At 55.0% G+C, this 25,294-nt stretch carries 22 protein-coding genes and 1 other RNA gene; 5 read left to right on the top strand and 18 right to left on the bottom strand.

From position 1 onward, the window contains the following. Positions 1-54: 54 nt before the first annotated feature. From gcvP to AB2B48_RS13930, 7 genes are all read right to left on the bottom strand, one after another. Positions 55-2,928, bottom strand: coding sequence for an aminomethyl-transferring glycine dehydrogenase (gene gcvP / locus AB2B48_RS13900; protein ID WP_368299431.1), 2,874 nt, complete (start codon positions 2,926-2,928; stop codon positions 55-57). Between the two features lie 121 nt (positions 2,929-3,049). Beyond that, complete coding sequence (gcvH, locus tag AB2B48_RS13905; protein ID WP_052281990.1) at positions 3,050-3,439, bottom strand: glycine cleavage system protein GcvH; 390 nt, start codon at positions 3,437-3,439, stop codon at positions 3,050-3,052. A 26-nt stretch (positions 3,440-3,465) separates the two neighbouring features. Then, complete coding sequence (gene gcvT / locus AB2B48_RS13910) at positions 3,466-4,560, bottom strand: glycine cleavage system aminomethyltransferase GcvT (RefSeq protein ID WP_368301966.1); 1,095 nt, start codon at positions 4,558-4,560, stop codon at positions 3,466-3,468. 392 nt (positions 4,561-4,952) lie between these two features. Beyond that, entirely contained in the window at positions 4,953-6,155 is a 1,203-nt protein-coding gene (gene ubiI, locus AB2B48_RS13915) for an FAD-dependent 2-octaprenylphenol hydroxylase (protein ID WP_368299432.1), read from the bottom strand. A gap of 21 nt (positions 6,156-6,176) precedes the next feature. Continuing rightward, positions 6,177-7,355 (bottom strand): 2-octaprenyl-6-methoxyphenyl hydroxylase, encoded by a 1,179-nt coding sequence (ubiH, locus tag AB2B48_RS13920; RefSeq protein WP_368299433.1) that lies wholly within the window; start codon positions 7,353-7,355, stop codon positions 6,177-6,179. Further along, a complete protein-coding gene (gene pepP / locus AB2B48_RS13925; protein ID WP_185669871.1) occupies positions 7,352-8,668 on the bottom strand; it encodes a Xaa-Pro aminopeptidase in 1,317 nt (438 codons plus the stop codon). Before pepP ends, ubiH begins: the two co-directional genes overlap by 4 nt. A gap of 69 nt (positions 8,669-8,737) precedes the next feature. Next, on the bottom strand, positions 8,738-9,316 hold the full coding sequence (locus AB2B48_RS13930) for a YecA family protein (RefSeq protein WP_185669872.1): 579 nt from the start codon (positions 9,314-9,316) through the stop codon (positions 8,738-8,740). A 158-nt stretch (positions 9,317-9,474) separates the two neighbouring features. Between AB2B48_RS13930 and zapA the strand changes: the two genes are divergently transcribed. The 3 genes from zapA (at position 9,475) to AB2B48_RS13945 (ending at position 10,645) form a co-directional block, all read left to right on the top strand. After that, positions 9,475-9,804 carry a cell division protein ZapA gene (gene zapA, locus AB2B48_RS13935; protein ID WP_185669873.1) on the top strand — a complete coding sequence of 110 codons (330 nt, stop codon included), beginning with the start codon at positions 9,475-9,477 and terminating at the stop codon, positions 9,802-9,804. Between the two features lie 41 nt (positions 9,805-9,845). Continuing rightward, positions 9,846-10,029, top strand: a non-coding RNA gene (ssrS, locus tag AB2B48_RS13940) — 6S RNA. 19 nt (positions 10,030-10,048) lie between these two features. Beyond that, on the top strand, positions 10,049-10,645 hold the full coding sequence (locus tag AB2B48_RS13945; RefSeq protein WP_368299434.1) for a 5-formyltetrahydrofolate cyclo-ligase: 597 nt from the start codon (positions 10,049-10,051) through the stop codon (positions 10,643-10,645). A gap of 91 nt (positions 10,646-10,736) precedes the next feature. Here AB2B48_RS13945 and AB2B48_RS13950 read toward each other — a convergent pair whose 3' ends face one another. The 3 genes from AB2B48_RS13950 to rpiA all read right to left on the bottom strand — a co-directional run bounded on the left by AB2B48_RS13950 (position 10,737) and on the right by rpiA (position 13,179). Next, on the bottom strand, positions 10,737-10,796 hold the full coding sequence (locus AB2B48_RS13950; RefSeq protein ID WP_185669884.1) for a type I toxin-antitoxin system Ibs family toxin: 60 nt from the start codon (positions 10,794-10,796) through the stop codon (positions 10,737-10,739). 225 nt (positions 10,797-11,021) lie between these two features. Then, positions 11,022-12,254, bottom strand: a complete 1,233-nt coding sequence (gene serA / locus AB2B48_RS13955; RefSeq protein ID WP_185669875.1) for a phosphoglycerate dehydrogenase — start codon at positions 12,252-12,254, stop codon at positions 11,022-11,024. 265 nt (positions 12,255-12,519) lie between these two features. Next, positions 12,520-13,179, bottom strand: coding sequence for a ribose-5-phosphate isomerase RpiA (gene rpiA / locus AB2B48_RS13960; RefSeq protein ID WP_047347933.1), 660 nt, complete (start codon positions 13,177-13,179; stop codon positions 12,520-12,522). A gap of 213 nt (positions 13,180-13,392) precedes the next feature. Between rpiA and argP the strand changes: the two genes are divergently transcribed. Further along, positions 13,393-14,286: a DNA-binding transcriptional regulator ArgP gene (argP, locus tag AB2B48_RS13965; RefSeq protein ID WP_035896251.1), complete on the top strand. Its 894-nt coding sequence runs from the start codon at positions 13,393-13,395 to the stop codon at positions 14,284-14,286. Positions 14,287-14,351: 65 nt separating this feature from the next. On the opposite strand, the gene AB2B48_RS13970 is transcribed toward argP, so the two are convergent. From AB2B48_RS13970 to tkt, 8 genes are all read right to left on the bottom strand, one after another. Then, the gene (locus AB2B48_RS13970; RefSeq protein ID WP_185669876.1) at positions 14,352-15,110 is read right to left on the bottom strand and encodes an oxidative stress defense protein; all 759 of its coding nucleotides are present in this window, start codon (positions 15,108-15,110) and stop codon (positions 14,352-14,354) included. A gap of 85 nt (positions 15,111-15,195) precedes the next feature. Then, positions 15,196-15,831 (bottom strand): arginine exporter ArgO, encoded by a 636-nt coding sequence (gene argO, locus AB2B48_RS13975; RefSeq protein WP_220439517.1) that lies wholly within the window; start codon positions 15,829-15,831, stop codon positions 15,196-15,198. Positions 15,832-16,034: 203 nt separating this feature from the next. Next, positions 16,035-17,392 (bottom strand): IS3 family transposase gene (locus AB2B48_RS13980; protein ID WP_368299435.1). Its coding sequence is split into 2 segments (ribosomal slippage): positions 16,035-16,930 and positions 16,930-17,392, totalling 1,359 coding nucleotides; the frame shifts between segments, so codons are not numbered across the junction. Positions 17,393-17,476: 84 nt separating this feature from the next. After that, the gene (locus tag AB2B48_RS13985; protein ID WP_368299436.1) at positions 17,477-18,334 is read right to left on the bottom strand and encodes a small-conductance mechanosensitive channel MscS; all 858 of its coding nucleotides are present in this window, start codon (positions 18,332-18,334) and stop codon (positions 17,477-17,479) included. Between the two features lie 188 nt (positions 18,335-18,522). Next, positions 18,523-19,602, bottom strand: a complete 1,080-nt coding sequence (fbaA, locus tag AB2B48_RS13990; RefSeq protein ID WP_185669879.1) for a class II fructose-bisphosphate aldolase — start codon at positions 19,600-19,602, stop codon at positions 18,523-18,525. Positions 19,603-19,694: 92 nt separating this feature from the next. Then, a complete protein-coding gene (gene pgk, locus AB2B48_RS13995) occupies positions 19,695-20,858 on the bottom strand; it encodes a phosphoglycerate kinase (RefSeq protein WP_185669880.1) in 1,164 nt (387 codons plus the stop codon). A gap of 39 nt (positions 20,859-20,897) precedes the next feature. After that, positions 20,898-21,926 (bottom strand): erythrose-4-phosphate dehydrogenase, encoded by a 1,029-nt coding sequence (gene epd, locus AB2B48_RS14000; protein WP_220439520.1) that lies wholly within the window; start codon positions 21,924-21,926, stop codon positions 20,898-20,900. Between the two features lie 296 nt (positions 21,927-22,222). Further along, positions 22,223-24,214: a transketolase gene (gene tkt / locus AB2B48_RS14005; RefSeq protein WP_220439521.1), complete on the bottom strand. Its 1,992-nt coding sequence runs from the start codon at positions 24,212-24,214 to the stop codon at positions 22,223-22,225. 267 nt (positions 24,215-24,481) lie between these two features. Here tkt and AB2B48_RS14010 point away from each other — a divergent pair, with 267 nt between their 5' ends. After that, complete coding sequence (locus tag AB2B48_RS14010) at positions 24,482-25,240, top strand: M48 family metallopeptidase (RefSeq protein ID WP_220439522.1); 759 nt, start codon at positions 24,482-24,484, stop codon at positions 25,238-25,240. Positions 25,241-25,294: the final 54 nt, after the last annotated feature.

Here is a 25,294-nt window from a genome sequence, read left to right on the forward strand (position 1 = left end):
CCCCCAAAAAATAAAGGCGCCGAAGCGCCTTTAAAAGATAGCCTAATCAGAGCATTACTGATATTCGCTCATCGGCACGCAGGAGCAGAACAGGTTACGGTCGCCGTAAACGTCGTCGAGGCGTTTCACCGTCGGCCAGTATTTGTTCGCCATGCCTGCCGGGAAAACGGCGATTTCGCGGCTATAGCCGTGGTTCCACTCCGCCACCAGCTCATTCTGGGTGTGCGGGGAGTTAACCAGCGGGTTGTCTTCAAGCGTCCACTCGCCCGCTTTCACGCGGTCGATTTCGCTGCGGATCGCCAGCATCGCGCCAATAAAGCGGTCCAGCTCGGCTTTGCCTTCGGATTCCGTTGGCTCAACCATCAGGGTACCGGCCACCGGGAAGGACATGGTTGGCGCGTGGAAACCGTAGTCAATCAGGCGCTTAGCAATATCCAGCTCGCTGATACCGGTCTCTTCTTTCAACGGACGAATATCCAGAATACATTCGTGCGCCACATGACCGTCACGGCCAGTGTAGAGCACCGGATAGGCATCTTTCAGGCGAGTCGCAATGTAGTTAGCGTTGAGGATCGCCACCTGGCTTGCCTGCTTCAGCCCTTCTGCGCCCATCATGCGGATGTACATCCAGCTGATTGGCAGAATGGAAGCGCTGCCGAACGGTGCCGCGGAAACCGCGCCCTGACGGGTCAGCATGCCTTCAATGTGCACCACGCTATGGCCCGGAACAAACGGCGCCAGGTGTGACTTCACGCCGATAGGACCCATACCTGGGCCGCCGCCGCCGTGTGGAATGCAGAAGGTTTTATGCAGGTTAAGGTGCGAAACGTCCGCGCCGATGAAACCTGGGGAAGTAATACCAACCTGGGCGTTCATGTTCGCGCCGTCGAGGTAAACCTGGCCGCCGAACTGGTGAATAATTTCGCACACTTCACGGATAGTCTCTTCGTACACGCCGTGGGTGGACGGGTAGGTCACCATGATGCAGGAAAGGTTGTCCGCATGCTGCTCCGCTTTCGCGCGCAGATCCGCCAGATCGATGTTGCCGTTCTTATCGCAGGCCACCACCACCACCTGCATCCCCGCCATCTGCGCGGAAGCTGGGTTGGTACCGTGTGCTGAGCTCGGGATCAGACAGATATCACGATGACCGTCGTTGCGGCTTTCGTGGTAGTGACGAATCGCCAGCAGGCCCGCATATTCACCCTGTGCGCCAGAGTTCGGCTGCATGCAGAGCGCGTCATAGCCGGTCAGTTTCACCAGCCACTCGGAGAGCTGACCGATCATCTGATGGTAGCCTTCCGCCTGATCAACCGGGCAGAACGGGTGCAGTTCAGCAAATTCCGGCCAGGTAATAGGCATCATTTCCGCCGCGGCGTTGAGCTTCATGGTGCAGGAACCCAGCGGGATCATCGCCTGGTTCAGCGCCAGATCTTTACGCTCCAGCGAGTGCATGTAGCGCATCATTTCGGTTTCGCTGTGATAGCGGTTAAACACCGGATGGCTCAGGATGGCGTCGTCGCGCAGCATCGCTTGCGGGATAGAGCGGCTGTCGAGCGCCACGTCTTTATCCAGCGCGTCGATGTCCAGACCGTGGTTGTCGCCCAGAATCACGCTAAACAGCGCCAGCACATCTTCACGGGTGGTGGTTTCGTTCAGGGTCACGCCGACCGCGTTGAGGATATCGCTGCGCAGGTTGATTTCCGCAGCCTGAGCGCGCGCCAGTACGGCGGCTTTATCCGCCACTTCCACGCACAGGGTGTCGAAGTAGTGCGCATGGCGCAGCTTCTGCCCTTTCTGCTGCAGACCGGCTGCCAGAATATCGGTCAGGCGGTGAATGCGGTTGGCAATACGCTTCAGGCCAACCGGGCCATGGAAGACCGCGTACAGGCTGGCAATGTTAGCCAGCAGTACCTGCGAGGTACAGATGTTGGAGTTCGCTTTCTCGCGGCGAATGTGCTGCTCGCGGGTCTGCATCGCCATACGCAGCGCGGTATTACCAGCGGCATCTTTCGATACGCCGATAATACGGCCAGGCATGGCGCGTTTGAATTCATCTTTTGCGGCAAAGAAGGCCGCGTGCGGGCCGCCGTAACCCATCGGTACGCCGAAACGCTGCGCAGAGCCGAAGACAATGTCCGCGCCTTGCTTGCCCGGTGCGGTTAACAGCACCAGCGCCATGAAATCGCCGGCAACGCTGACGACGACTTTACGAGATTTCAGTTCAGCAATCAGCTGGCTGTAGTCATGAACTTCACCAGTGGTCCCGACCTGCTGCAGCAGCACGCCGAAGACGTCCTGATGCTCCAGTGCTTTGTCAGCGTCGTCGACAATCACGTCAAAACCGAAGGTTTCCGCGCGGGTACGGACCACATCCAGAGTTTGCGGATGCACGTCGGCCGCCACGAAGAAGCGGTTGGCGTTCTTCAGTTTGCTCACGCGCTTGGCCATTGCCATCGCTTCAGCGGCTGCGGTGGCTTCGTCCAGCAGAGAGGCAGAGGCCATATCGAGACCGGTCAGATCCAGCGTCACCTGCTGGAAGTTGAGCAGCGCTTCCAGACGACCCTGAGAAACTTCTGGCTGATACGGGGTGTACGCGGTGTACCAGCCCGGGTTTTCCAGCATGTTGCGTTGGATAACCGGCGGCAGCTGTACCGGGGTGTAACCCATGCCAATGTATGACTTAAAGCGCTTGTTGCGACCGGCAATCACCTTCAACTCCGCCAGCGCGGCGAACTCGGTGGTGGCCTCGCCAACCTGCGGCGGCGTAGCAAGCTGGATATCTTTCGGCACGATCTGCGCAATCAGTGCGTTTAATGAATCCGCGCCAACTGTTTTGAGCATCTCTTGCTGCTGCTGGGCATCCGGCCCGATGTGACGTTCAATAAACGCGCCACGGTTTTCAAGCTGGCTTAAAGTCTGTGTCATGAGCGATGGTTCCTGAAACGTGCGGTGATTTTAAGATTTCCTCTTCGAAGAAGAGGTTTGGGGCGACGGCGTAAACTCGCCCTCACCCCGGCCCTCTCCCACAGGGAGAGGGAGCAAATCCTTATTCGTCTTCTAACAGGGCTTCGTATGCGGTCGCATCCAGCAGCGCGGCAACTTCCGCTTCGTCGCTGGCTTTGATCTTAAAGATCCAGCCGCCCGCGTACGGTTCGCTGTTCACCAGCTCCGGCGAGTCGCCCAGTTCGTCGTTCACAGCAACGATTTCGCCGCTGATCGGGGCATAGATGTCGGATGCCGCTTTAACGGACTCCGCCACGGCACAGTCGTCGCCCGCGCTAACGGTCGCGCCAACTTCCGGCAGGTCAACGAAGACCATGTCACCCAGTAATTCCTGCGCGTGCTCGGTGATACCAACGGTGTAGCTACCGTCAGCTTCTTTGCGCAGCCATTCGTGTTCTTTGCTGTATTTCAGTTCTGCTGGTACGTTGCTCATCAAAAAATCTCCAGAATAAAAAGGGCTTACGCGACGGCCTTGCCGTTACGCACAAAAATAGGTTTTGTCACTTTGACCGGCATTTCACGGTTGCGGATCTGCACGATCGCCGTCTCGCCAATCCCAGCCGGGACGCGAGCCAGCGCAATACTATGGCCTAAGGTTGGCGAGAAAGTCCCGCTGGTGATCACACCTTCGCACGCGTTGCCGCGGGCATCGGTAAAGCGCACCGGCAGTTCACCGCGCAGGACGCCTTTTTCGGTCATCACCAGGCCGACCAACTGCTCGGTACCTTTCTCACGTTCCAGCTCCAGCACGTCGCGACCGATAAAGTTGCGTTCGGCCGGTTCCCACGCGATGGTCCAGCCCATGTTGGCCGCCAGCGGGGAGATGCTTTCGTCCATCTCCTGACCGTAGAGATTCATCCCGGCTTCCAGACGCAGCGTATCGCGCGCGCCCAGACCGCAAGGCTTCACGCCAGCCTGAACCAGTTTCTGCCAGAAATCGGCGGCCTGCTCTTTTGGCAGGGCAATTTCATAACCCGCTTCGCCGGTGTAACCGGTGGTGGCGATAAAGAAGTCACCCGCCTGCACGCCAAAGAACGGCTTCATGCCTTCCACTGCGTGACGTTGTTCATCGGTGAACAGCGTGCCGGCTTTCGCCTGCGCGTTCGGCCCCTGTACGGCAATCAGCGACAGGTCATCACGGACGGTGATGTCGATGGCATAAGGTTCAGCGTGTTGGGTAATCCAGGAGAGGTCTTTTTCGCGGGTGGCGGAGTTAACGACGAGGCGGAAATAATCTTCGGTAAGGTAGTAAACGATCAGGTCATCAATCACGCCGCCCGATGCATTTAGCATACCGCTGTAGAGCGCCTTGCCGGGCTTGGTGAGCTTGGCAACGTCGTTTGCCAGCAGATAGCGTAGAAACTCTCGGGTCCGCGGCCCGTGGAGATCGACGATGGTCATGTGCGACACATCGAACATCCCGGCATCGGTACGCACCGCGTGGTGCTCATCAATCTGCGAACCATAGTGCAGCGGCATCATCCAGCCGTGGAAATCCACCATACGCGCGCCACATAACACGTGCTGGTCATACAAAGGCGTTTGTTGAGCCATCATGTCCTCGTTGAATATATCGCACCACAAAACCAAACGCCGACACCCATCTGGGCACCGACGCAAACGTTCTCTTTTCCCTGAACTTACCACCGAACATCGTGGTAAACCATCCTGAAAAAGGGGACATCACATTAGCTTATGACCAAAAGCCGCGAAAAAGCATACAGAGGAATTGACTGCAAAAAAGCGAAATACACCCCATTTTATTAACAACAATGGTTAACAATTCAGCATAAGATAATATTTTATGCGTAAAACAGGGCGCTTTTTCCGTAACATGAAAATGCATGGATTAATAAAACTAATGCGAAAAACGGCGTGAAATTAGAATTTTTCAAATGAGAGAGGAGACTCCCGGTAGAACCACCGGGAGTAAAAGTGTGAGCGACTTAACGAAGCCACTCTGGCAGGTCGTTCAGGCCCATTGCCTGACGAATCAGTTGCGGCTTCACGCCGGGTAGCGTATCAGCCAACGCAAGACCGAGATCGCGCAGCAGTTTTTTCGCCGGATTTTCGCCAGCAAACAGCTCGCGGAAGCCCTGCATTCCCGCCAGCATCAGCGCGGCGCTGTGTTTACGGCTGCGCTCGTAGCGACGCAGATAGAAATGCTGACCGATGTCTTTACCCTGCATATGCAAACGACGCAGCTCTTCAATCAGCTCGGCGGCGTCCATAAAGCCCAGGTTCACCCCCTGCCCGGCCAAAGGATGGATGGTGTGCGCTGCATCGCCGACCAGCGCCAGACGATGGGCGGCAAACTGACGTGCATAGCGCCCGGTCAACGGGTATACCTGACGTTCGCTCTCCACCTTGCACAACCCCAGGCGATTATCAAAGGCGATATTCAGCTTCTGGTTAAATTCAGCGTCATCGGCCTGCTGCATCCGTTCTGCTTCCTGCGGCGACAGTGACCAGACAATCGAACAAAGATGCGGATCGGAGAGCGGCAGGAAGGCCAGAATACCTTCACCGTGGAAGCTTTGGCGCGCCACCGCCTCGTGCGGCTCTTCGGTGCGAACGGTGGCGACCAGCGCGTGATGGCGATAGTCCCAGAAGGTCAGCGGAATATCCGCTTTACTGCGCAGCGAGGAGTTCGCGCCGTCCGCCCCCACGACCAGACGCGCGGTCAGCATATTGCCGTCTTTCAGCGTCAGAAACGCTTCATTCTCACCCCAGACCACCTGCTGCAGTTCAGCGGGCGCCATCAGCGTGACGTCGGAACTGCGCTCCGCTTTCTGCCACAGCGCGTGATGGATCACCGCGTTTTCAACGATATGGCCGAGATGGCTGTAACCCATGCTGCGGTCATCAAACGTAATACGACCGAAGCTGTCTTTATCCCACACTTCCATGCCGTGGTAGCAGCTGGCGCGCTGGGCAGTGATTGCCGACCAGACGTCCAGCCTGGTGAGCAGCTTTTCGCTGCCCGCATTGATGGCGGAGACGCGTAGCGCAGGTGGCGCATCGGCGGCAAGCGCCTGCGGTAGCGACTGTTCCAGCACGGCAACCCGCAGGCCGCTGCCCTGTAAACCGCAGGCTACCGCCAGCCCAACCATTCCACCGCCTACGATGGCAACATCAACACTTTGCACATTAACTCCTTAAACTGCTGATTAGCGGGCGACCCAGCCCAGCGTCCGCTGTGCCAGCACATCGCGTGCAGGGGTAAATAATTCCATCGTCATCAGGCCCACGTTGCGCCCGACTACCAGCGGAGCCCAACGGTTGGCGAACAGATGCACCAGCCCGTCGGTTACGCCAATCGTGGCGGCTTTATCTTCCGCACGCTGACGCTGGTAATGACACAGCAGCGAGTAGTCGCCGATATCCTGATTGGCATCGTGCGCGCCTGCCAGATGTTCCGCCAGCGTCATGACGTCGCGCATGCCGAGGTTAAAACCTTGTCCGGCAATCGGATGCAGCGTCTGCGCCGCGTTGCCCACCAGCGCCAGGCGGTGCGATACCGTCCGGGTTGCGGTGGTCAGCGATAACGGATACACGCTGCGCGCGCCAGCGTGGGTAATTCGGCCTAAACGCCAACCGAACGCTTTCTGTAGCTCACGGCAAAACTCAGCGTCTGACCAGTTGAGCACATCGTCATGACGCGCCAGCGGATGGCACCACACCAGCGAACAGCGGTTCTGAGACATTGGCAGCATGGCGATAGGGCCATGCTCGGTAAAGCGTTCAAACGCCCGCCCCTGATGCGCCACGGCGGTGGAGACGTTGGCAATCACCGCCACCTGATTATACGGCTCCTGCTGCCAGGCAATACCGCACTGCTCGCCGAGCGTGGAGCGCGAACCGTCGGCGGCAACCAGCAGTTTGCCGTGCAGCGTTTCACCACTATCCAGCGTCACGCTTACACCATCAGCCTGACGTTCAACCCGCGACACCCGTGATGGACAATGCAGCGTGACGCCGCGCGCATGGCGCAGCAGGCCAAACAGGCGCTGACCCACATCGTGCAGTTCCACCACATTGCCGAGTGCAGAGAGACGATAATCCTGAGCATCAAGGGTGACAAAACCGGCATGGCCGCGGTCGCTGACGTGAACGGTGGTAATCGGCGTCGCACAGTCGGCAATCGCCTGCCACAGGTTAATCTTCGCCAGCTGTTGGCAGGTACCAGCGGCCAGCGCAATCGCCCGCCCATCAAAGCCTGGATGTTCGGCGGCGTGAATATCCGCCGCCTCTATCAGGTGCACCGGAAGGCGGCCCGCCGTCAGCTGCGAGATAGCCAGCGCCAGCGTGGCGCCGGTCATGCCGCCGCCGACAATAATCACGCTCATAGCTGACGTGCCGCTGCCATCAACGCTTCAATGGCATCAGCATCCTTCACGACGCTCGCGGTGAGGTTCTCGTTACCGTCTTCGGTAATGAGAATATCGTCTTCAATACGAATACCGATACCGCGATATTCCGCCGGCACGTCCGCGTCTGGCGCGATGTACAGACCCGGTTCAACGGTCAGCACCATCCCCGGCTCAAGCACGCGGGAGCGGTCTGCGCCGTAGACGCCAACGTCATGCACATCCAGCCCCAGCCAGTGGCTCAGGCCATGCATAAAGTACGGACGGTGGGCGTTGTCGGTAATCAGCTGATCAATTTCCCCTTTGAGGATCCCCAGGCCGTGCAGGCCGGTCACCATGATGCGCACCACTTCACCGGTCACTTCCTGAATGGAGGTGCCAGGGCGATACAGCTCGAGGGATTTGTACAGCGAGGCAAGCACGATATCGTAGATAGCGCGCTGTGCCGGGGTAAATTTGCCGTTCACCGGGAAAGTACGGGTGATATCGCCCGCGTAGCCTTTATATTCGCAGCCCGCGTCAATCAGCACCAGCTCGCCGTCGCGCAGCTCAGATTCGTTCTCGGTGTAGTGCAGAATGCAGCCGTTTTCGCCGCCGCCCACAATGGTGTTATATGACGGGTAGCGCGCGCCGTGGCGAGAGAATTCGTGAAGAATCTCCCCTTCCAGCTGATATTCAAACATCCCCGGACGGCATTTTTCCATCGCGCGAGTATGGGCCAGCGCAGAAATTTCGCCCGCGCGACGCAGGATGTCAATCTCTTCACTGTCTTTGAACAGGCGCATTTCATGCACCATCGGACGCCAGTCGATCATCGCGTCCGGCGCAGTGAGATTCTGTCGCGACCCTTTACGCAGCTTATCCAGCGCGGTGAAGACGATGTCATCGGCAAAAGCGTATTCGCCCTGCGCGTGGTAGATAACGTCCAGGCCGTTCAGCAACTGGAACAGCTGCTGATTGATTTCGCTGAACGCCAGCGCGCGGTCAACGCCCAGTTTTTCCGGTGCGGCGTCCTGGCCCAGACGACGGCCAAACCAAATTTCAGCCGTCAGGTCACGAACGCGGTTGAACAGCACGCTGTGGTTGTGAGTGTCATCGCTTTTAATCAGCACCAGCAAGGCTTCAGGCTCGTTAAAGCCGGTGAAGTACCAGAAATCGCTGTTCTGGCGGTAGGGATACTCAGAATCCGCGCTGCGAGTCACCTCTGGCGCGGCAAAAATCAGCGCCGCGCTGCCTGGTTTCATTTGCGCCAGTAATGCCTGGCGGCGGCGGAGAAACGCTTGCTGTGTCATGACATCTCCTTTCAATCCCTTAGCGCTCCGTTTACCGGCCTTGCGCAGCAAGCGGAGCGGGCGTTGTGATTAGTGTAATGTTGGCTTTTGCACTTCAGGCGCGGTCGGCTGCGGGTGGGTGAAAGTATCGTGGCACAGCAGCGCCGCTACGCGAACGTATTCGATAATTTCTTCCAGCGACATCTCCAGCTCTTCCTGATCTTCATCTTCTTCATAGCCAAGTTGCGCAATATTTCGAAGGTCGTCAATGGCTTCGCCGGTTTCATCTCTCACTTTATCCAGTTTCGGCTGTACCATTCCCAGACCGAGCAGGAAATGGTTCACCCAGCCGGAGAGCGCATCGGCGCGGTCGAACACGCTGACATCGTCGCCTTCAGGCAGATAAAGCTGAAAAAGGAAGCCGTCGTCTTCCAGCGCATCGCTGGTTGCCGCATGCATGGAACGCAGCGACTCGGCAAGCTCGTGACCAAACGCCAGACCTTCGTTGGTCAGGTCGTGAACCAGCGGCTGCCAGGAGCTGTCCTTGTTTCCGCCGCAGAGCAATCCACTCAGCAGACCGTGCATTTCTGCAGGCGTCAGGCCTACCCCTTGTTGGTTTAACAGTTGGTTCATCACGGTGTAACCCGGCATTTCGTTCTGTATAGACATGCGCATTCGTCATTGTTGGGTGGAATTCATGATATGCTACCACTTTGGACCCTGGAGATACCAGAAAAGGGCTTGTATCTTCATACCAGGGTAGCTATAGTGTCGCCCCTTCACATCCTGAGAGTGAAGGAAGCGCAGTCAATCAGCAGGAAGGTGACATGTCTGCACAACCCGTCGATATCCAAATTTTTGGCCGTTCACTGCGAGTGAATTGCCCGCCTGAACAAAGAGATGCTTTGAATCAGGCAGCGGACGATCTGAATCAGCGGTTGCAAGATCTGAAAGAACGCACTAGAGTCACAAATACTGAGCAGCTGGTTTTCATCGCCGCGTTGAACATCAGCTATGAGTTAACTCAGGAAAGGGCAAAGACGCGCGACTATGCTTCCAGCATGGAACAGCGCATTCGGATGCTGCAACAGACCATTGAACAGGCATTGCTTGACCAGGGTCGCATATCCGATAAGTCAGCCCCAAAGTTTGAATAACACTTTGCAGTTTACTATGGTAGAGTGACTGTGAAGACAAAATTTCTCTGAGATGTTCGCAAGCGGGCCAGTCCCCTGAGCCGATATTTCATACCACAAGAATGTGGCGCTCCACGGTTGGTGAGCATGCTCGGTCCGTCCGAGAAGCCTTAAAACTGTGACGACGCATTCACCTTGAACCAAGGGTTCAAGGGTTACAGCCTGCGGCGGCATCTCGGAGATTCCCCTTCTACCTACCGGTCTTATGACGCATCCATCTGAGCAACAAAATTCCCGACAGCACATTCGCCAGCTAATCCGGCAACGTCGTCGTGCGCTCACACCCCAGCAACAAGCGCTTTACGGCGAGCAAGCCGCAGACCGCATGATGGCCTGGCCTCCCGTGGTGATGGCAAAAACCGTCGCGCTGTTCTTATCCTTTGACGGTGAGCTTGATACCCAACCCCTGATTGAACAGCTCTGGCAAGCCGGTAAGCGCGTCTACCTGCCCGTATTGCACCCGTTTAGTCCTGGGAATCTGCTGTTTCTGCATTACCATCCGCACAGCGAACTGGTGACGAACCGCCTGAAAATCCGCGAACCGAAGCTTGATGTGCGCGATGTGCTGCCGCTGGCGAATCTCGACGTGTTGATAACGCCGCTGGTTGCCTTTGATGAACAGGGCCAACGGCTGGGCATGGGCGGAGGCTTTTACGACCGTACGCTGCAAAACTGGCAGCAGCACGATATTCAGCCCGTCGGCTATGCGCACGACTGTCAGTTAGTCGACGCCCTGCCGGTTGAAGAGTGGGATATTCCCCTACCGGCCGTAGTCACACCGTCGAAGGTGTGGCAGTGGTAAGCATTTTCTGCTGATTGACATCGATTCTTTTTTGACCTAAATTCCTCGGTAAAGGGTGAGGGAGGCGAACCTCCCTCCTGCGTAAATCTTGTTAATAGGCTGGCCAAGCGATGATTAACAAAATCAGCAGTATGATGACGAGTCTCATCATTATCCCTTTCCTTTTAGAGCCCCTGCTTCGGTAGGGGCTTTTCCGTTTCAGCCCTATGCTGAACCCCTATCGTAAAATCCTTTTCCCCACACACAATGCGCGGCAGAATCTTTAATCACCGTTTGCGGCGAGGCTCGTAAATGCCATGTATGAGTTGCAGTACGGAAACAGAAAACAAAAACGGGCTGACCTTTGGCCTGCCCGTCTGGATGGAAAGAATAAAGATTAGTACAGCAGACGCGCGCGAACGGTGCCCGGAATCGCCTTCATGCTCAGCAGCGCTTTCTCAGCGACATCCTCTTCCGCTTCAATGTCGATAACCACATAGCCCATCTGCGGCGTGGTTTGCAGGTACTGTGCGGCAATGTTCACGCCCTGCTCGGCGAAGATTTGGTTGAGCGCCGTCAGCACGCCAGGACGGTTTTCGTGGATGTGCAGCAGACGACGACCGCCGTGCAGCGGCAGAGATACTTCCGGGAAGTTGACCGCGGAGAGCGTAGAGCCGTTGTCGGAGTACTTAATCAGTTTGCCAGCCACTTCCAGGCCGATGTTTTCCTGCGCTTCCTGGGTAGAGCCACCGATGTGCGGCGTCAGGATAACGTTGTCGAACTCGCACAGCGGCGAGGTGAACGGCTCGCTGTTGGTAGCAGGTTCGGTTGGGAAGACGTCGATCGCCGCCCCGGCCAGGTGCTTACGCGCCAGCGCATCACACAACGCAGGAATTTCAACAACCGTGCCGCGCGAGGCGTTAATCAGCAGCGCGCCCGGCTTCATCAGCGCCAGCTCTTCTGCGCCCATCATGTTCTTGGTTGACGCATTTTCCGGCACGTGCAGGCTGACCACGTCGCTCATGTTGAGCAGGTCAGAAAGATGCTGCACCTGGGTAGCGTTACCTAGCGGTAGCTTATTTTCAATATCGTAGAAGAAAACGTGCATCCCCAGCGATTCCGCCAGAATGCCGAGCTGGGTACCGATGTGGCCGTAGCCAATAATACCCAGCTTTTTGCCACGCGCTTCATAAGAGCCCGCCGCCAGTTTGTTCCACACGCCACGGTGCGCTTTGGCGTTCGCTTCCGGGATACCACGAAGCAGCAGCAGCAGTTCACCGATCACCAGTTCCGCCACGGAGCGAGTGTTAGAGAATGGCGCGTTAAATACAGGAACGCCGCGTTTGGCCGCCGCTACCAGGTCAACCTGGTTGGTACCGATACAGAAGCAGCCCACCGCCACCAGCTTCTCTGCGGCAGCAAAAACCTCTTCCGTCAGGTGAGTACGGGAACGCAGGCCGATGAAATGGGCATCACGGATCGACTCTTTCAGCTGTTCGCTATCCAGCGCACCCTTGTGAAACTCGATATTGGTGTAGCCTGCCGCGCGCAGACTATCCACCGCCTTCTGGTGCACGCCTTCAACCAGCAGAAATTTAATTTTCTCTTTTTCCAGTGATACCTTAGCCATTTCCCCGTCCTGTCTTTGTTTTACTAATGTTGTGGTGAACGAAAGTTCACCTAAGCAACATATCAAAAAAAATTATTGCGGCAATATGAACGTTTGCGTCGGGGTGATGAGGAAATGTCATGCAGCGGGAAATGCCAGCATAAAATGCTAAGTGGAAAGATAAACGTGGGATGTTAATAATGTGTGACGCAAAAATGTGACACAAGTCACCGAATTTAGCCCACATAAAAAAAATGGGGGAAATTGTATTTTCCCCCCGGCCAGATCATTTCACGATGGTTTTCACGCCGTCGGCGGTACCAATCAGCGCGACATCCGCGCCACGGTTCGCGAACAGACCCACGGTGACCACACCTGGAATGCCGTTAATCGCGTTTTCCAGTGCGATAGCATCGAGAATTTCCAGGCCGTGCACATCAAGGATCACGTTGCCGTTATCGGTCACGACGCCCTGACGGTACTCTGGACGACCGCCCAGTTTTACCAGTTCACGCGCCACAGCGCTGCGAGCCATTGGGATCACTTCAACCGGCAGCGGGAAGTTACCCAGGATATCAACCTGCTTGGAAGCATCAGCGATACAGATAAATTTGTCCGCAACGGAGGCAATGATTTTTTCGCGCGTCAGCGCTGCGCCGCCGCCTTTGATCATCTGCATGTGGCCGTTGATCTCATCAGCACCGTCCACGTAGATGCCTAAACGGTCGACTTCATTCAGATCGAAAACGGTAATGCCGAGGCTTTTCAGCTTCTCGGTAGAGGCATCTGAGCTTGATACCGCCCCTTCGATTTGTCCTTTCATCGTGCCCAGCGCGTCAATAAAGTGCGCCGCAGTAGACCCCGTGCCCACACCGACAATCGTACCCGGCTGTACGTATTGAAGTGCTGCCCAGCCTACTGCTTTTTTCAGTTCATCCTGCGTCATGATCGTTTCGCCTGTGGTGTCATCAACTGCCGCGCATTATAGAACATAACCCTGGAACAATTCGAGCAACCGGGAAACCTCAGGCCGGGTGCGATAAAGCAGATGCCCAACACGTGACCTCTATCACAGTAAACTGCAAACCATTTTCGTCTGTATATCGGGTAAATTTATGTCATAGTGCAGATAACACCTATAGGGGAGTACCTCAGAGCAATGAAACGTCCGGACTACAGAACACTACAGGCGCTGGATGCCGTTATCAGGGAACGTGGGTTTGAGCGCGCCGCGCAGAAACTGTGCATCACTCAGTCCGCCGTTTCCCAGCGCATTAAGCAGCTGGAGAACATGTTCGGTCAGCCGTTGCTGGTGCGAACCGTGCCGCCGCGCCCAACGGAACAGGGGCAGAAGCTGCTGGCGCTGCTGCGTCAGGTTGAGCTGCTGGAAGAGGAGTGGCTTGGCGATGAGCAAACCGGCTCCACACCGCTGCTGCTCTCTCTGGCAGTCAACGCCGACAGTCTGGCAACCTGGCTGCTGCCGGCGCTTGCCGACGTGTTGGCCAACTCCCCTATTCGTTTGAATTTACAGGTCGAAGATGAAACCCGGACCCAGGAGCGTTTGCGCCGTGGTGAAGTGGTTGGCGCGGTGAGTATTCAACCACAGGCGCTGCCAAGCTGTCTGGTCGATCAGCTCGGAGCGCTCGACTATCTATTTGTCGGGTCAAAAGCGTTTGCTGAGCGCTATTTCCCTAACGGAGTAACCCGCTCTGCGCTGCTGAAAGCGCCGGCCGTGGCCTTCGATCATCTGGACGATATGCACCAGGCCTTTTTGCAGCAAAACTTCGATCTGCCGCCGGGCAGCGTACCGTGCCATATCGTAAACTCGTCAGAAGCGTTTGTGCAGTTGGCCCGTCAGGGGACGACCTGCTGTATGATCCCGCATTTGCAGATAGAGAAAGAGCTGGCAAGCGGGGAACTGATTGACTTGACGCCTGGGCTGTTCCAGCGTCGGATGCTTTACTGGCACCGGTTTGCGCCGGAGAGTCGAATGATGCGGAAGGTAACGGATGCGTTGCTGGCTTATGGCCATAAGGTGCTGCGTCAGGATTAAGCTTTTTCCTTTATTGAGCGGATACAGGGAGCGGGCAAGCACCGCCGCCCCCTGCACCCTACCCGTTATTTAGCAGCAGGCGCTGGAGCTGCGGCTGGAGCCGCAGGAGTCGCAGCCTGCTCAGGCTGGAGCTGGAACACCACATCCACCTGATCATCAAACTGGATGGTCGCCTGCTCGTAAGTTTCCTGCGCGGAAACCGGTGCCGCATCCGCCTTCATCATCCGCACCATCGGGCTCGGCTGATAGTTAGAGACGTGGTAACGTACGCTATATACTGGCCCCAGCTTGCTATGGAAGCCCGCCGCCAGAGATTGCGCTTGATGAATCGCATCTTCAATTGCCGCTTTACGCGCTTTATCTTTATAGGCATCCGGCTGTGCCACGCCCAGCGACACAGAACGGATTTCGTTCAGCCCTGCTTTCAGCGCACCATCCAGCAACGAGTTCAGCTTATCCAACTGACGCAGCGTCACCTCTACGGTACGCACCGCACGATAGCCTTTCAGCACGCTTTTACCGTTCTGGTAGTCATAATCTGGCTGAGTACGCAGGTTCGCGGAGCTGATGTCTTTTTTCGCTACGCCGTTTTGCTCGAGGAAGGAGAGATATTGCGCGACGCGCTGGTCGGCCTGTTTTTTCGCGCTCGCGGCATCCTTGGCAGCTATGTTGACTTCAATGGCAAGCGTCGCGATATCCGGAACCGCATCCACGCTCGCCGTACCCGATGTCACGATATGTGGGCTGTCCGGCAATTCATTTGCCTGTACCGCCATTGCGCTAAACCCAACTACTGCAGCCAGAGCCATCACTTTAAACTTCACTGTTGTATCTCCTTGGTTATCACCCGACAACGGGGTCTTGCCTGCAAGCTTAGCCGTTGCCAGGGGAAAGTCCATCAGATGAGACCTAGTTCAGCAACGCATGCAGATGCCCGACGCCCTCTTTTGCCAGCTGAAATGCAATAAACCACATCACTACGCCGACAACGAGATTAATAATACGCTGTGCTTTGGCGGTACGTAAACGTGGAGCAAGCCAGGCTGCCAGCAGCGCTAACGCGAAGAACCACAGGAAAGAGGCGCTAACCGTGCCCAGCGCAAACCAGCGTTTTGGTTCCTCTGCCAGTTGGCCACCGAGGCTGCCTAGAACCACAAAGGTATCCAGATAGACGTGTGGGTTAAGCCAGGTCACCGCTAACATGGTGGCGATAATTTTCCAACGTCCCTGCTTCATCACTTCGGCAGTCGCCAGTTCGATATTACTGCCCATCGCGGTTTTCAGCGCCCCAAAGCCATACCACAGCAGGAACGCGACGCCGCCCCAGGTCACTAGCGCCAGCAGCCATGGCGAAGCCGTCAGCAGCGCGCTACCGCCAAAGATCCCAGCGCAGATCAACAGCAGATCGCTAACGGCGCAAAGTAAGGCGATCATCAGGTGATATTGACGACGGATCCCCTGGTTCATGACGAAAGCATTTTGCGGCCCCAACGGCAGGATCATCGCAGCACCGAGCATAAGCCCTTGAAAATAGTAAGATATCACGATAGTTTTCTTCAGATAGTTCAGGAATGGCGCTGACTATAACGCGATAAAATCATTAGCGGAAATTGATATTTTTAATCAGTAATAAATTTAACTAATAATTTTTTAAGCTATGCGTACCAATATAGGCAGGATAAGACGTTTACGCCGTCCATAAAAAAGCCGGGCATCTGAACTGACCCCATAATGTTGGACGGTTTATATTAAGCGGCTATCAGGGCCTGGGTTCGGTACTCTACCGGACTCAGGCCTTTTAGTTTCTGTTTGATTCTTTCATGGTTGTAATAGTGGATATAGTCATCGATAGCCATGCGCAACTCGCTGATATCTCTATGGTCTGACAGGTAAAAACATTCAGATTTCAGCGTACCAAAGAAGCTTTCCATGACCGCATTGTCGTGACAGTTCCCCTTTCTTGACATGCTCTGTTTCAGACCACCTTCCTCAAGTCGCTTCTGATAATGCGCCATCTGGTACTGCCAGCCCTGATCTGAATGCAGTAGTGGGTATTCGTCTTTTCCCAGTATCGACATCGCTTTCGACAGCATCTCATCCACCATCGGCAACAGAGGCCGGGACGCCATCTCATACGCAACTATTTCTCCGTTATACAGATCCAGAACCGGAGACAGATACAGCTTTTCTCCATTGATTTTAAATTCTGTGACATCTGTTACCCACTTCTGATTGGGCTTATCCGCACTGAACTGCCGGTTCAGCACATTACCCGCAACTTTCCCGTACCGGCCTCTGTAAGAGTTGTATTTCTTCCTTCTGATACAGCTGGTTAAATCTAACTCCTTCATTAGCCTCTGAACCGTTTTATGGTTCAGTAAGCTACCTTCCCGACGGCTCGCCAGCGTGATCCGCCGGTATCCATAACGTCCTTTATGTTTATGAAACAGCGTTAAAATACGCTGCTTATCACCGGCATATTTGTCTGGTTTTTTACCGCTGGCCTGTTGCCAGTAGAACGTGCTTCTCGCCAGCCCTGCCGCTTTTAACAGACGTATAAGGGAGAACTCCGGCCTTAACTCATTCACGATCTGCGCTTTATCCCGCGTTTTGACGTGTCTCTTTCCCTGAGTAAGGCTTGCAGCTTTTTTAGATATGCCACTTCAGCACGCAGTTGTTCAAGCTCCTCTCGCTCATCCGGGGCAAGAGGGACCTGCAAAGGAGGGACAGGGTGATTCTCAGGGTGTTCTGGCATCGTTTTTTTCCTGCGTCGGCTGTCAGTAAGGGCTTCTAATCCGCCTTCATCATACAGTCGTTCCCACTGTCGAACAGTGGAAAAGGCAGGGATAGTGAATTTTGCACAGATTTCGCGAACAGAAAGCCGGTGTTCACGCATATGAAGGATAACGGACTCTTTAAAGGCAGGAGAATAGGTGAAATGCCGGGTTGTCAGCCCGGCTTCGCCATGAATCTTCCAGGCTGCAGTCCACTTACGAACGGCACTGTGATCGATACCAAAACGCTTTGCAGTCGCTTGCTGCCCTTCCTGACCAGAAAGATAGTGCTGCACAACTTCAATCTTAAAGCTGAGAGAATACTTGCTCATAAAAAACTGCACCTTACTTCGTTGGGTGTCCAACTTTTGGGGTGCAGTTCACATCAGCCCGGCCTTATTACCGCATGGAAGCGATTACTGCTGAGCAGCATTCTCCGGCTTCATATGCACGTCTAGCTGCGGGTAAGGAAAGCTAATGCCGTTGGCATCGAACTCACGCTTAATTTGCTCAAGCACGTCCCAGTAGACGTTTTGCAGGTCGCCGCTCAGGCTCCAGGCGCGCACGACAAAATTCACTGAAGACGGCGCCAGTTCATTTAAGCGCACGGTAATATCGCGGTCTTTTAGAATGCGGTTGTCCGCTTCAAGAATGCGGGTCAGGATCTGCTTAACCTTATCAATATCCGCATCGTAAGAGACGCCAATAATGAACTCATTACGGCGCGCAGGCTCACGGGAGAAGTTGATAATATTGCCCGCAATAATTTTACCGTTCGGAATCACGATAATTTTACCGTCAACGGTACGCATGGTGGTCGAGAAAATCTGCACGCTGAGCACGGTACCGGCAACGCCGCCGAGATCAACGTATTCACCCGCGCGGAACGGACGGAACATCACCAGCAGTACGCCAGCAGCCAGGTTGGAGAGCGAGCCCTGCAGCGCCAGACCTACGGCTAAACCGGCGGCACCCAGTACGGCAATCACTGAGGCGGTCTGCACACCGACACGGCCCAGCGCGGCAATCAGCGTAAAGGCGATAATCGCATAGCGTACCAGCGCGGAGAGAAAGTCCGCTACGGTGGCATCAATTTTACGCGCCAGCATCAGGCGGTTGACGGTGCCAGAGACAATCCTCGCCACAATCATCCCGACGATAAGGATTGCAATCGCCGCGACGATATTGACGGCGTAGCTCAGCAGGAGCTCCTGGTTGCGCACCAGCCAGGAGCCAGCGTCGTTTATGCTATCGACAACGTTTAAATCTTCCATTCAATATTCCTTATGGATACCCGGATGGGAAACTAAAAACGACCCGTAAAAGTACAGGCAGGTATAAAGGGTAAACAAAAAATCAGTATTTTGCCAAGCCGGTCACACTTTCATACCAGCCCATCATATTGAAAAGGCAATAAAAAAGCCCGCTATGCAGCGGGCTTTGGTCAAGAATCAGGTTTATCTTACAGAACGTCTTTCGCGTTCAGTTCAGTGAAAGCCTGTTCCAGACGAGCGATCATGGACGCCTGAGCTGCACGCAGCCATACGCGTGGATCGTAGTATTTCTTGTTCGGCTGGTCTTCGCCTTTCGGGTTGCCCAGCTGGCCCTGCAGGTAAGCTTCGTTGGTTTTGTAGTACTGCAGGATACCGTCCCAGGTTGCCCATTGGGTGTCGGTATCGATGTTCATTTTCACTACGCCATAGCTTACGGAGTCTTTGATTTCCTGAGCAGAAGAACCGGAACCGCCGTGGAAGACGAAGTTCAGGCTGTTGTGCGGCAGGTTGTGTTTCTTAGAAACGTATTCCTGAGAATCACGCAGGATAGTTGGGGTCAGAACCACGTTACCTGGTTTGTACACGCCGTGTACGTTACCGAAGGAAGCTGCGATGGTGAAACGTGGGCTGATTTTGCTCAGTTCGGTGTAAGCGTAATCAACGTCTTCTGGCTGAGTGTACAGTGCAGAAGCGTCCATGTGGCTGTTGTCCACGCCGTCTTCTTCACCGCCGGTGCAACCCAGTTCGATTTCCAGAGTCATGCCCATTTTGGACATGCGCGCCAGGTATTTGGAGCAGATTTCGATGTTTTCGTGCAGGGACTCTTCGGACAGGTCGATCATGTGGGAAGAGAACAGTGGTTTACCGGTAGCCGCGAAGTGTTTTTCACCCGCGTCCAGCAGACCGTCGATCCACGGCAGCAGTTTCTTAGCGCAGTGGTCAGTGTGCAGGATTACTGGAACACCGTAGTGTTCAGCCATCTGGTGTACGTGGTGTGCACCGGAGATAGCACCCAGGATTGCAGCGCCCTGAGGAACGTCAGTTTTCACGCCTTTACCTGCGATGAACGCAGCGCCACCGTTGGAGAACTGAACGATAACCGGTGCTTTAACTTTTGCAGCGGTTTCCAGAACGGCGTTGATGGAGTCAGTACCAACGCAGTTAACTGCTGGCAGAGCGAAGTTGTTTTCTTTTGCTACCTGGAAAACTTTCTGTACGTCATCACCGGTGATAACACCTGGTTTTACGAAATCAAAAATTTTAGACATGTTACGTAGTCCTGTATCTTCGGCCGTTAGAAAAGGTGCGAGCTCTATAAAGCGCGCTGAAAATGGGGCAGGTTTCCCTGCCCTTGAATGGCTTACTTCTTAGCGCGCTCTTCGAGCATTGCTACTGCTGGCAGGACTTTGCCTTCCACGAATTCGAGGAATGCGCCGCCGCCAGTGGAGATGTAGGAGATTTTGTCAGCGATACCGAACAGGTCGATAGCTGCCAGGGTGTCGCCGCCGCCTGCGATGGAGAACGCTTCGCTGTCTGCGATAGCGTTAGCAACGATTTCAGTACCTTTGCGGAAGTTCGGGAATTCGAACACGCCAACCGGGCCGTTCCACAGGATGGTTTTGGCGTTTTTCAGGATTTCTGCCAGTTTTTCTGCAGACGCGTCGCCCAGGTCCAGAATCTGCTCTTCATCTTTGATGTCGTTTACAGATTTCAGGGTTGCTGCCGCAGTTTCGGAGAACTCGGTCGCTACGCGAACGTCAGTTGGGACTGGGATATCGCAGGTCGTCAGCAGACGTTTAGCTTCGTCAACCAGGTCAGCTTCGTACAGGGATTTACCCACGTTGTGGCCTTGAGCAGCAACGAAGGTGTTCGCGATACCACCACCAACGATCAGCTGGTCAGCGATTTTAGACAGGGAGTCCAGAACGGTCAGCTTGGTAGAAACTTTAGAACCACCAACGATAGCCACCATTGGGCGAGCAGGTTCTTTCAGTGCTTTACCCAGCGCGTCCAGTTCAGCTGCCAGCAGCGGGCCTGCGCACGCAACGTCAGCAAATTTGCCGATACCGTGGGTGGAAGCCTGTGCACGGTGTGCAGTACCGAATGCGTCCATTACGAATACGTCGCACAGTGCAGCGTATTTTTTGGACAGTGCTTCGTCGTCTTTCTTCTCGCCTTTGTTGAAGCGAACGTTTTCCAGAACAACCAGCTCACCGGCAGCAACTTCTACGCCGTCCAGGTAATCTTTAACCAGACGAACCGGAGCAGACAGTTTGTCTTTCAGGTAATTAACTACCGGCAGCAGAGAGAATTCTTCGTTGTACTCGCCTTCGGTCGGACGACCCAGGTGAGAAGTCACCATCACTTTCGCACCCTGTTTCAGCGCCAGCTCGATAGTTGGCAGTGAAGCACGGATACGTGCGTCGCTGGTTACTTTCCCTTCTTTAACTGGTACGTTCAGGTCCGCACGGATGAAAACGCGTTTACCAGCCAGATCCAGATCGGTCATCTTAATTACAGACATGGTGAATCCTCTCGTTGATACTTAAAGTTTTGTCGACGCTCAAGCGTCGAGCCTGAAACCAATAGCGGCCATTGCTAACGTGGTGTCGAGCATTCGGTTAGCAAAACCCCATTCGTTATCACACCAGACCAGCGTTTTGATCAGATGCGCCCCACTCACCCGCGTCTGCGTGCCATCGACAATGGCGCTGTGCGGATCGTGGTTAAAATCAGTTGAGACCAACGGTAATTCCGTATAGTCAACTATACCATGAAATGCACCCTGTGCTGCTTTTTGCAGCAACTGGTTGACTTCATTTGCTTTTACTGGCTTTTTCACCGTCACGCTCAGGTCAATTGCCGTCACGTTAATGGTCGGTACTCGCACCGCAATCGCCTCGAAGCGGTCACCAAACTGCGGGAAAATACGGGTAATTCCCGCGGCGAGCTTAGTATCTACCGGAATAATCGACTGGCTTGCTGCGCGCGTACGGCGTAAATCGGGATGGTAGGCGTCAATCACCTGCTGGTCATGCATCGCGGAGTGGATGGTCGTGACCGTGCCCGATTCAATGCCATAAGCATCATCTAACAGTTTGATGACGGGAATGATGCAGTTCGTGGTGCAGGAGGCGTTGGAGACAATACGGTGCTCCGCACGCAATTCGTGCTGATTGACCCCAAACACCACGGTGGTGTCGAGATCGTTGCTGCCAGGATGTGAAAAGAGCACCTTCTTCGCGCCAGCGGCAATATGGGCTTCGCCGTCATGGCGACTGCCGTATACGCCGGTACAGTCTAGCACGACATCAACCGATAGCTCTTTCCAGGGCAGCGCTTCAATAGTGCGCTCATGCAGAAGACGGATGGCGTCATCGCCGACGAAAAGCTGTTCACGCTCCTGGCGAACATCCCAGGCAAAGCGCCCGTGACTGGTGTCATATTTCAACAAGTGCGCGATGCCCGCAGCATCTGCCAGCTCGTTGATTGCCACCACGGTGATTTCCGCACGGCGTCCGGATTCATACAAAGCACGAACCACGTTACGTCCAATGCGACCGAAGCCATTAATCGCTACGCGTACGGTCATAGGTCTCCTGCAAGGTTATCCCGATGCAAAGTGGCAAACAGAGTAATGCAGCCAAACGCTTTGGGAAACCTCACCCGCCACAAACAGTGACTGATTGGTTAAATGTCGAACAATTCATCGACTGAAACGCTTCAGCTAGAATAAGCGAAACAAGGAATAAAAGGAATGATTGTCCAGACAGAGACGCCTAATATCTGACATGCATCACATTTTGATTGGAATAATGTGCAAAGAAATTCCAGAGAAAAACAAAAAGGGCCGCCGAAGCGACCCTTTCATTTCAGAGAAAACGCAGATTACAGCAGGGATTTCGCTTTCGCGAGCACGTTCTCAACGGTGAAGCCGAACTCTTTGAACAGCAGATCCGCTGGCGCAGACTCACCGAAGGTGGTCATGCCGACGATTGCGCCGTTCAGGCCCACGTATTTGAACCAGTAGTCCGCGATGCCCGCTTCGATAGCGACGCGTGCAGAGACCGCTTTCGGCAGTACGGATTCACGGTAAGCCGCGTCCTGCTTGTCGAATGCGTCGGTAGACGGCATGGACACCACGCGCGCCTTCACGCCTTCTGCGGTCAGTTTTTCGTAAGCGGCAACGGCCAGCTCAACTTCGGAACCGGTCGCAATCAGGATGATTTGCGGCTGGCCGTCGCTGTCTTTCAGCACGTAACCACCACGCGCCACGTTCGCCAGCTGCGCTTCAGTACGTTCCTGCTGCGCCAGGTTCTGACGGGAGAGGATCAGCGCGGTTGGGCCGTCGTGACGCTCTACGCCATATTTCCACGCAATCGCGGATTCAACCTGGTCACATGGGCGCCAGGTGCTCATGTTCGGGGTCACGCGCAGGGAAGCGATCTGCTCTACCGGCTGGTGAGTTGGGCCATCTTCGCCCAGACCGATGGAGTCGTGGGTGTAGACCATCACCTGGCGTTTCTTCATCAGCGCTGCCATACGCACCGCGTTACGGGCATATTCAACGAACATCAGGAAGGTAGAGGTGTACGGCAGGAAACCACCGTGCAGGGAGATACCGTTGGCAATGGCGGTCATACCGAATTCACGCACGCCGTAATGGATGTAGTTACCCGCGATATCTTCGTTGATAGCCTTAGAGCCGGACCAGATGGTCAGGTTAGAAGGTGCCAGGTCAGCGGAGCCGCCGAGGAATTCAGGCAGCAGAGGACCGAAGGCTTCGATAGCGTTCTGGGAAGCTTTACGGCTGGCGATTTTCGCCGGATTAGCCTGCAGCTTAGCGATGAATTCGTTCGCTTTCGCGTCGAAGTCAGACGGCATGTCACCTTTCATACGACGGGTGAATTCTGCTGCTTCCTGTGGGAAGGCTTTAGCGTAAGCCGCGAATTTGTCGTTCCATGCGGCTTCTTTCGCCTGACCTGCTGCTTTCGCATCCCACTGCGCGTAGATGTCAGCCGGGATTTCAAACGGACCGTATTTCCAGCCCAGTTTTTCGCGGGTCAGCGCCACTTCGGCTTCGCCCAGCGGCGCACCGTGGGAGTCGTGGGTGCCCGCTTTGTTTGGCGAACCGAAACCGATAACGGTTTTGCACATCAGCAGGGATGGCTTGTCGGTCACTTTACGCGCTTCTTCTACTGCACGTTTAATCGCTTCTGGATCGTGGCCATCGATGCCACGGATCACGTGCCAGTGATAAGCTTCGAAACGTTTAGCCGTGTCATCGGTGAACCAGCCTTCAACGTGGCCGTCGATGGAGATGCCGTTGTCATCATAGAACGCGATCAGTTTGCCCAGTTTCAGGGTACCGGCCAGGGAGCACACTTCGTGAGAAATGCCTTCCATCATGCAGCCGTCGCCCATGAACGCATAGGTGAAGTGGTCAACGATGTCGTGACCAGGGCGGTTGAACTGCGCCGCCAGCGTTTTTTCTGCAATCGCCATACCTACGGCGTTGGCGATGCCCTGGCCCAGCGGGCCGGTAGTGGTTTCAACACCAGCGGTGTAACCCACTTCCGGGTGACCTGGGGTTTTGGAGTGCAGCTGACGGAAGTTTTTCAGCTCTTCGATCGGCAGATCGTAACCGGTGAGGTGCAGCAGGCTGTAAATCAGCATGGAGCCGTGGCCGTTAGACAGCACAAAGCGGTCACGGTCAGCCCAGGACGGATTCTGCGGGTTATGGTTCAGAAAATCACGCCACAGGACTTCGGCAATGTCAGCCATACCCATTGGGGCACCCGGGTGACCGGAATTGGCTTTCTGTACTGCGTCCATGCTCAGCGCACGAATAGCATTAGCAAGCTCTTTACGTGAGGACATTTTGACTCCAGTTCGGACTGTTGAAGGCAACCCTAACGTCACGAGAGGCGCACGTTACGGGCTTTGCCAGAAAAAAGTGTCAACAATGTAACCTATGCGACAAAGCATGTACATGGAGCATCCTTTTGCTACTTCAGAAATCTCTGGAACAGAGGTTAACAAGATGTAATCCCCTCGCCCGTAAGCCGCGATATTCTTTATACTTAGCCTAACTCTGGCGGCGCAGTTCCAGGGCATTTTCAGATAAACGACTTTGGAAGCAATCTCATGAAAAAACGGGCGATGGTTCTGGCGTTTGGCGCAACTTTACTGCTGAGCGGCTGCCAGAATATGGATTCAAATGGTTTATTAAGCTCGAGTACCGGTGCCTTGCAGGCATTTTCGTTGAGCGATCAGCAGGTTCAGGCGCTGAGCGACCAGGCCTGTAAAGATATGGACAGTAAGGCTACCATTGCGCCAGCAAACAGCGCTTATGTACAGCGACTCAATAAGATAGCGGCGGCGCTCGGCGATAACATTAACGGCCAGCCGGTGAACTACAAAGTCTACGTGGCGAAAGACGTCAACGCCTTCGCCATGGCCAACGGCTGCATCCGCGTATATAGCGGCCTGATGGATCTGATGAACGATAATGAAGTCGAAGCGGTTGTCGGCCACGAAATGGGCCACGTTGCGCTCGGCCACGTGAAGAAAGGGATGCAGGTGGCGATTGGCACTAACGCCCTGCGCGCAGCGGCGGCTTCCGCTGGCGGCATCGTCGGCAGCCTGTCGCAGTCCCAGCTTGGCGATCTTGGCGAGAAGCTAGTGAACTCGCAGTTCTCCCAGCGTCAGGAGTCGGAGGCGGACGACTACTCTTATGACCTGCTGCGCAAACGCGGGATCAACCCGACCGGGCTTGCCACCAGCTTTGAGAAACTCTCTAAGCTTGAAGATGGCCGTCAAAGCTCGATGTTTGACGATCACCCGGCCTCGCAGGAGCGCGCCCAGCACATTCGCGATCGCCTGCAGGCGGACGGCATTAAATAATTATTTAGGGGGGCAATATTGTCCCCCTTGCTTTGATAAGCAAAAAATATTAAT

The sequence above is a fragment of the Kluyvera sichuanensis genome, from assembly GCF_040930405.1.
Taxonomy (GTDB): domain Bacteria; phylum Pseudomonadota; class Gammaproteobacteria; order Enterobacterales; family Enterobacteriaceae; genus Kluyvera; species Kluyvera sichuanensis.